Below are 7,637 nucleotides of genomic sequence, written 5' to 3'. Positions count from 1 at the left end.
AGGTTGAACGATCGCTGTAGCGCGGAAAATCCGCTTTAGAAGTGACTCAGAAGGTTGAACGATCGCTGTAGCGCGGAAAATCCGCTTTAGAAGTGACTCAGAAGGTTGAACAATCGCTGTAGCGCGGAAAATCCGCTTTAGAAGTGACTATGAAGGTTGAACAATCGCTGTAGCGACCACACTTGGGTGTGAATATGAGCTAGACACCCGGTGGTGTTCGGGAATTGCATTGGCATCAACAAGCAGAATGGTCTTATATGATATTAGGGAGGGCGCGAATTACGTCAGTCGACCAAGCGGGGCGAAATTTCATTGCCGACGTAGGCCCGGGCGACCTTTGGTACTTCCCCCCAGGCCTCCCGCATTCCATTCAGGGGTTGGAGCACGCGAATTCCTGCTGGTCTTCGACGACGGGAACTTTTCTGACCTTAACATCTTATCCATCTCCGATTGGTTTGCACGAACTCCAAAGGATGTCCTGTCTGCCAATTTCGGAGTACCAATCAATGCTTTAACAACATTCCTTCAGGGCAGGTCTATATTTATCAAGACAAGGTCCCAGGTCCGTTGGAAAGTGAAAAGGTACAATCCCCTTACGGCACCATTCCCCTAAGCTTCAAGCATCAGCTGCTATCGCAAACACCAATTAAAACACCGGGCTGAATCGTACGAATCGTAGACTCTTCTGACTTTCCTATATCTAAAACTATCGCAGCGGCGCTCGTTGAGATTGAACCGGGCGCAATGAGAGAACTACATTGGCATCCGAATAATGATGAGTGTGGATGGCGCTTACCCCTCGCGAGCTGGTAAGAGACAATTTGAATGTTGGACCCGAATTATTGGATGCGCTGCGCAAGGAGGAATGGCCGGTCGTCAAATATCCGGGGTTTTCCTACTACCCTAAATAACGACTGAGGCTTCTCTTACTTAGATTCCGTATTGTTCCAATCCTGAATGTGAATCGTAATCTCAGCAAGAATGTTATCCAGCTCCCGAGTCTCAATCGTGTCAAGAAGCCGCTGATGCGAGTGATACAGCACCTCGAGATTGTCATAGGTTCGGCCTTGGACAATAAAATGAAGGCGGATCCGATTATTGATCGACGACCATGTGCTCAGCAGGCTTGGAATTCCGGCGAGATCGATTAAATATTCGTGGAACGACAGATCGCTTTCCACAACCTTGGCCAGATCCAGCTGTCTTGCGCCTTCCTGCATAGCAGCGACGATGGCTCTAAGTTTGGCCAACTGAGCTTCACCAATATTCGGCAGTGCTTTGCGAATGGCGTACTTTTCAAGCGTCAGACGTATAGGGAGGAGAACCTCCTGTACTTCTTCACTGGATATCTCCGCAACGGTTGTTTCCTTGTAAGGCTGGGAGATCAGCAGCCCTTCTTGCTCAAGCATGCGCAGCGCTTCTCTGATAGGGCCGCGGCTTACTCCCATTTGCTTGGACACCTCGACTTCCCTAAGCCGATCCCCAGGTTTTAATTGACCTAGCAGGATGGCTTTGCGGATGTCTTCCGTAACTTTATGCCGTAATGAAGTCGTCTTCTGTTCTTCGAATTGAAATGGAGGCATGAGGTGTTCACCGATTCCTGTTCGTATAATTACCTACATTATAAAGCTACGTCTAATTCATCGTCCAGCCGCCGTCTACACTAAGGGTCTGCCCGGTCATGAAATCGCTGTCCGATGAAGCCAAGTACAGGAAGCAGCCTACCATATCCTCAGGAATCTGACGTCTTGGGATGGCTTGCTCTTGCGCCAAATATACTCTTGTTTGTTCGCGTTCGTCCAGATCAGGCATGTCCAGGAGCTCCTGTTCCGTCATTACCGCCCCAGGTGAAATAGCATTCACCGTAATTCCGTGAGGACCGACTTCCCGACCCAACGCTCGGGTGAAGCCGACAACGGCGCCTTTGGAGGCGACGTAATGCACGAAGCCCTTTTGCCCGCGTTGGAAGGTGACTGAGGAGACGTTGATGATTTTGCCATACCCGCGTGCGCTCATATAGGGGAAAACCGCTTTGCTGGTCAGGAAGCAGGATTTGGCGTTCACTGCATGCACATGATCCCATTCATCTCCGGTAATCTCATGCCAAGTCTTACGCGGATAAATACCTGCGTTGTTCACCAGAATATCCACTCCGCCCCATGCTTGATTCACGCGATCAATCATAGTGTTCACTTGTTCCTCCTTGCTGACATCGGCATACACGGCCATAGCTTGACCGCCTTTACCCTCAATCTCAGCAACTACTGCTGCTGCACGAGTCTCGTCCCCGATGTAGTTCACTGCTACTTTGGCGCCTTCCTCCGCGAATCTCAAGCACACCTCACGGCCGATTCCTGTTGAACCGCCCGTTATTAATGCCACTTTACCCTGCAGTCGCATGAAACTCCTCCTACACCCAATTTTCTAATGATCAGCTAATTTCATTAAAAGAAGTTATTATCAAAAGGATACATCGGACGCGGTATTTTGACAAAGGGCAAGCTGAGCAGATTCGCGGTACTGGCGCCCGGCGTGTCTAAGATGTAGATCCGACTGGCGAGCGGTTCGTACTCCGCGCGGAACTGATTCGCTGACTTCACTAACACAATGTCCGATTGGAGCGGTTCCAGCCCGACGCTGCGGTACATGGCGGGGTCTCCTGTAAATGTAGGATTCTCCATCAGGAGCAACGACAGCTTGCCAATTGAGACAACGGCACAACGCCCCATATTGGCCTCCAGATTAGCGACGGTCCCGCCGCCGAAGAGGAACTTGCCATCCCCTACATAGGCAACGGTGCCCTCAATCTCGATAGGGGAGCCCATCTCCACGCTGATCGTATGGCCGACTTGCAGCCGGATGGTACTGCCTGGGCCAGCTTCTGCAGCCCGTCTGGCGGCAGGAGCGTCTACCATGGAGAGAAGGCAGGACAATTGCTTCTCCGCACCAAGCTCAAGCAGCTTCCGCAGCACAAAGTTGCTGTCTCCAGGAGAGCCGGCGCCAGGGCTGTCAGCGGAATCGGAGATGATGACGAAGCCGTCCGGCTTCTCTTCAAGCACAGCGGCAACAACCTGAGGAACAGAGTATAGCTCGACGTCGAATTCCTGACGCTTGCTCCAGGCTAACGCTCCGAGCCGATCTGCTTCAGCAGCTGCTCGTTCAGCGTTAGGACCGATTGTTACAGCTGTGAAGCCCATCTCGGCCACATCCAGCCAAGGCTGAACAGCGAATAGGGAGGTAAGCATAGACGCTCCATCTCGCTCTCCGGCCTCGGCTTCCTGCCATAGGTCGAACATAGGTCCGCGGTACGTTTGCTGGTTCTCAGCAGGGACTATCATGGGAACCTTGGTGAATCTTATATGAGGGTTGATTTCCTTTCGCACGATCGAGAACAAAAGATTAGCCGCCCGAAAGCCGGTATCGGCATAGTCGATATGTGGAAATGTCCGATAGCCTACGAGTCCATTAACGTTATTAATAATAGTCTGAGTAACGTTGGCGTGTGAATCTAGCGTAATCACGATAGGAATGTCAGGTCCTACATGCTCCCGAAGGAGAGTGACAATCTCGCCATCGGCGTCATCATTATCTTCAGCTACCCAAGCGCCGTGCAGATGGAATAGAACACCGTCGCACTTGGGTATTAGATCCAGCTGTGTTTGCAGCAGCCCCTTCAGCTCATCCAGAGCAGCCCGACGGACGGGGCCTGAGGAAACGGCTTGCGCATATAAAGTAGGATGCCAGGTCACACCTTGTTCTAGAGCGGCCCGCTTGGCGCCGCTGAATTCGTTCTCTACTTTTTGCTCGGCAAACAGCTCTTCCCCCACTCGAAAATAGTACCTGCGGAAGTCCTCAACTTGGCTGCGTGCAGAACTAAACGTATTGCTTTCCTGCAAGATAGCTCCGACTACAATATTCATTAGGCACATCTCCTCTTCTTACACAGAGTATTGTCTACGACATAGATCCGCCTTTGAGTGCGGGCTTGGCCAAGCGCGTGTACTGACCCAAAGCACCTTTATGCTGCATGATAGGGCGCGTCCAACGAGACTTCCGTTCCTCCATTACCGCTGCAACTTCTTCCTTGGTCTGCACAGCAGTACCATTCGTTCCAATCACATCGAGCGTTCTCGAAGGAATATCGATTCTTACTCGATCTCCGTTCTCAATGAACGCGATAGGGCCGCCGTCCAATGCTTCCGGGCACAAGTAACCGATGCATGGACCGCGAGTTGCCCCAGAGAATCGGCCGTCTGTAACAAGAGCAGTCGTTTTGGACAGGACCAAATCGGAGGCGATCAGCTCTGACATATAGAACATCTCCGGCATGCCTATTGCTTTAGGACCTTGATAACGAATAATAATGACGTCACCTGGCTTCAACGTTTTGTCGAGCAGCGCCTGCACAGCTGTAGGCTCATCATCGAATACAACAGCAGGTCCCTCGTGTACGAGCATTTCCTCGACGACCGCCGACTTCTTGACAGTAGCGCCTTCCGGCGCCAGATTTCCCTTGAGCAGGGCGGTTGAGCCTTCGGATTTGAGCGGTTTGGCGATCGGGTAGATGACATCCCGCTTGTTAAGCTTGTAGTTAGCCAGGAACATCTCAGCGAATCGAGGCATTTCGCTCTTGTCGAACTGCTCCAGGTTCTCTCTTACCGTATGTCCAGTTACCGTCAAGCAATCTAGGTGCAGGAAGTTTTTCAGCTCTTTCATTACCATCGGCACTCCGCCAGCATACCAGAATAGCTCCGTCGGATACTTGCCAGCCGTCTTCGTATCCACAAGCACCGGAATCTTCCGATGAATCGTATCGAACAGCTCGGCATCCAGAGTAATGCCAATCTCACCTGCGATCGCAATGAGATGCATGACGGCGTTCAAGGATCCGCCGATGGCCGAGTGAATCATGATCGCATTCTCGAATGCTTCTCTAGTGAGAATCCGTGATGGAGTTATACCTTCCTGCTGCAGCATCATTACATGCTGGCCTGCCGCTCTTGCCATACGGCGAATCTCCGCATTCGTCGCCGGGATCAGCGCTGACCACGGAAGCGCCAGACCCAGGGCTTCCGCCATGACTTGCATGGTCGCAGCCGTGCCCATATACTGACAAGCTCCGCAAGTCGGGCAGCAAGCTCGTTGAAAAGCAAGGAATTCCTCCTGCGTCATCTTCTGATCCTTCACTTCCACGCTCATATGCCACAGCTCTTCGTTCGATTTCATGCACGGACCTGCACCCATCGCGCCTCCTGGAACATGAATAGCCGGAATATCCAGTCTGGCAATAGCCATCAGATGCGCGGGAACCGCCTTGTCTCCTGCAGAGCTCAGTACCATGGCATCGAATGGGGTGGCGCGTGAGTGAATCTCCACCATCGTTGTAATGAAATCACGCGAGGCCAAGGAGTAGTGCATTCCAGCATGCGCTTGAGCAATCCCGTCACAAATATCAGTCGTTGTATAAATAGCCGGCTTGCCGCCCGCCTGAAGCACACCTTTCTCCATCTCTGCAACAAGCTCATTCAGGTGATAAGAGCTCGGATGGCTGGAGCCATGGGTGCTCTCCACGAGCACTTGCACTTTATCCAGGTCGGCAACGGTCCAATCCATGGACATCCGCAAGGCGTCGCCCTCGAAGCTCATCTTCCTAACCTTCTGACTCTGCAATGTATCCAACTCTAACGCCTCCTGAGTAATATTGGGGTCAATTATGTAATAACCTGAGTATAAAATGTAATTGTAAGATTGTCTACAATCTAATATTAGCTTTATATAACACAAAATAAATAAGGCGTTTATAAGTCCGATAAGATTGTAGACAATCATACAATCGTATTTTATACTTTACTGAGAAAGAGGGATGACATGAAACGGAGGCCAAACAAATGAATCGTCTATTTGCTATTTCAATTGAGGAATTGTGTCCTGATGCCTGTGAAGCGGCACGTATAGCGGAAGAACGATTAACCGAAATGGAAGGTGATGGGTCGGAGCGATTGATTAAGCTCTCTTTTCGTCAGCAGCCTGAGACAGAAGGTTACGTGCTCGAGATTCACGAGTCCGGAGATGTTGTCATAGCCGCTCGCCAAACTCGGGATTATATTGCAGGAGTAGGCGCGTTGATTGAAAGACTTTTAGCTCAGGTTCATAGCGAGGGCAGGGAGAAGACGAAGGCTGAAGCCGTGTTAACGCCTGAAAGGGTGGAGGCTGTGCCGATGCTTGCCGATCGTATCCATTACATGCCTGGTCATTTTGGCAATTCCTTCGAAGTATGCTGGACCCGGGAGATGCGCCGGTATTTAGAGGATCTGGCGTTAGCAGGCGCTAGCGGATATGGGGATTGGTTCGATCCTAACGATATGCCGGATCCTTATAATCCGCATGTGTACCATAGCACCTCCATGTTTTTGTGGAAAAGAAAGAAGGAGTGGCTTTCTTACAGCCAACGCCTTGGACTCGATAATATCGTAGTTGTAACGCCTAACATAGGATTCGTCGATCAAATGCGTCCCGAATGGGTTGGCGTGCGGAATCACGAGCTGCGTGTCCAAGGACAAGTGTTGTGTCCTTCGAATCCTCAAGCTCGCGAGGTTATCATGGGCAATCAGAAGCGTCTGTTCGCTGATCTGAGGCAGTCAGGGATCCACATCACCAAGATCGTATGCGCTCCTTATGACGATGGGGGCTGCGCGTGCGAGCTCTGTCAACCGTATTATCCTGTTTTCTTAAAGCTCGTTAACGATGTCTTTGAAACGATCCGCCCATATTACCCAATGCTCAAGGTTGATATATGCGGTTGGTGGACATCAGAGGAGGAAAGTGCACAACTGCGAGAATTCGTGAATGGACCTGCCAACAGCTGGTTCGGCTCGTTCCAAGTGAGTGCAACCTATGGTGTCTTTGAATTGCCGGATGTGCGCACACATATTGGCAGCATGCAGCTTGGCTGTTTCTTACATATCGGTTTCTCGAACGACCGTAGGGATGTGTACACGAAGACGGGCATCCACATTGCCCCGCTGCGTATTCAGTCCGTGCTGCGTTCATTCGGCGAACAGCATTGCCAAGGATTTATGACTTACAATGAATCGTTCGGCGATCATTACAATGCTTTTGTGGCAAGTCAGCTAGGCTGGGATGTGAACAGGGATGTCCGTGACATTACTCTTTTTTACTGCAGGTTCATTCTCGGTGTGGGCGGCAAGGCTGCTGATCAATTAACGGCAGTTTTGTTAGATATGCAGCAGCTGAATTACGAGCGTGCGTCTATCTGGGAACGTGAGCTGCATTCCTTGAAGCCCCTGATCCGCAACCATCGGACGCAACCATGGGTGTTCGCGCACATAGAGGCCAAAGCCGAGTTAATGGCATTGGATCACGTTATTGAGGAGGCCATGAATCGGGACATGGAAGAGGCGCTCCCATTGATTCGCACAAGGCTCGATAAGAGTGAACATTTGTGGCGAGTTATATATGGCTTCGGCGTACTGAGGCATATTCTTATACCTGAGCGGATGCTCCCTGATTGGTATGCAGCTTATGCGGAATGCGAGGGGAAGAGCAACCTTAATACGAATGTTGGAATGAGTAACGAAGCCTAGCGAGATCATTGAGTGTAGATCATCAGTTAGTCA

The 7,637-nt window shown here is 51.0% G+C and carries 7 protein-coding genes and 1 pseudogene; 4 read left to right on the top strand and 4 right to left on the bottom strand.

From position 1 onward, the window contains the following. Nucleotides 1–215: 215 nt before the first annotated feature. The 3 genes and pseudogenes from AC58QD_RS08865 to AC58QD_RS08855 all read left to right on the top strand — a co-directional run. Nucleotides 216–515 (top strand): annotated as a pseudogene (locus AC58QD_RS08865) (cupin domain-containing protein); the annotation flags it as partial. A 148-nt stretch (nt 516–663) separates the two neighbouring features. Next, nucleotides 664–813: a cupin domain-containing protein gene (locus tag AC58QD_RS08860; protein WP_497332186.1), complete on the top strand. Its 150-nt coding sequence runs from the start codon at nt 664–666 to the stop codon at nt 811–813. Then, nucleotides 786–911, top strand: coding sequence for a hypothetical protein (locus tag AC58QD_RS08855; protein WP_497332156.1), 126 nt, complete (start codon nt 786–788; stop codon nt 909–911). Before AC58QD_RS08860 ends, AC58QD_RS08855 begins: the two co-directional genes overlap by 28 nt. A gap of 15 nt (nt 912–926) precedes the next feature. On the opposite strand, the gene AC58QD_RS08850 is transcribed toward AC58QD_RS08855, so the two are convergent. Genes AC58QD_RS08850 through ilvD form a run of 4 tightly spaced genes read right to left on the bottom strand, consistent with a single transcriptional unit; the run spans nt 927 to nt 5,679 of the window. Next, the gene (locus tag AC58QD_RS08850; protein WP_497332154.1) at nt 927–1,583 is read right to left on the bottom strand and encodes a GntR family transcriptional regulator; all 657 of its coding nucleotides are present in this window, start codon (nt 1,581–1,583) and stop codon (nt 927–929) included. A gap of 52 nt (nt 1,584–1,635) precedes the next feature. Continuing rightward, a complete protein-coding gene (locus AC58QD_RS08845; protein WP_497332152.1) occupies nt 1,636–2,400 on the bottom strand; it encodes an SDR family NAD(P)-dependent oxidoreductase in 765 nt (254 codons plus the stop codon). 44 nt (nt 2,401–2,444) lie between these two features. Continuing rightward, nucleotides 2,445–3,920, bottom strand: a complete 1,476-nt coding sequence (locus tag AC58QD_RS08840; protein ID WP_497332150.1) for a M81 family metallopeptidase — start codon at nt 3,918–3,920, stop codon at nt 2,445–2,447. A 34-nt stretch (nt 3,921–3,954) separates the two neighbouring features. Further along, complete coding sequence (gene ilvD, locus AC58QD_RS08835) at nt 3,955–5,679, bottom strand: dihydroxy-acid dehydratase (RefSeq protein WP_497332148.1); 1,725 nt, start codon at nt 5,677–5,679, stop codon at nt 3,955–3,957. 209 nt (nt 5,680–5,888) lie between these two features. On the opposite strand from ilvD, the gene AC58QD_RS08830 reads away from it, so the two are divergent. Beyond that, a complete protein-coding gene (locus AC58QD_RS08830) occupies nt 5,889–7,604 on the top strand; it encodes a glycoside hydrolase family 20 protein (RefSeq protein ID WP_497332146.1) in 1,716 nt (571 codons plus the stop codon). The last annotated feature ends 33 nt before the right edge of the window (nt 7,605–7,637 follow it).

The sequence above is a fragment of the Paenibacillus sp. J2R1T-4 genome (assembly GCF_059692235.1).
Note: the sequence above shows the minus strand (reverse complement) of the source record. Positions and strands in the feature narration are given on the sequence as shown.

Excerpts from the sequence above, each read along its gene's own strand:
- AC58QD_RS08845 (WP_497332152.1), bottom strand. The coding sequence starts at position 2,400 with ATGCGACTGCAGGGTAAAGTGGCATTAATAACGGGCGGTTCAACAGGA.
- AC58QD_RS08850 (WP_497332154.1), bottom strand. The coding sequence starts at position 1,583 with ATGCCTCCATTTCAATTCGAAGAACAGAAGACGACTTCATTACGGCAT.
- AC58QD_RS08855 (WP_497332156.1), top strand. The coding sequence starts at position 786 with ATGGCGCTTACCCCTCGCGAGCTGGTAAGAGACAATTTGAATGTTGGA.
- AC58QD_RS08840 (WP_497332150.1), bottom strand. The coding sequence starts at position 3,920 with ATGAATATTGTAGTCGGAGCTATCTTGCAGGAAAGCAATACGTTTAGT.
- AC58QD_RS08830 (WP_497332146.1), top strand. The coding sequence starts at position 5,889 with ATGAATCGTCTATTTGCTATTTCAATTGAGGAATTGTGTCCTGATGCC.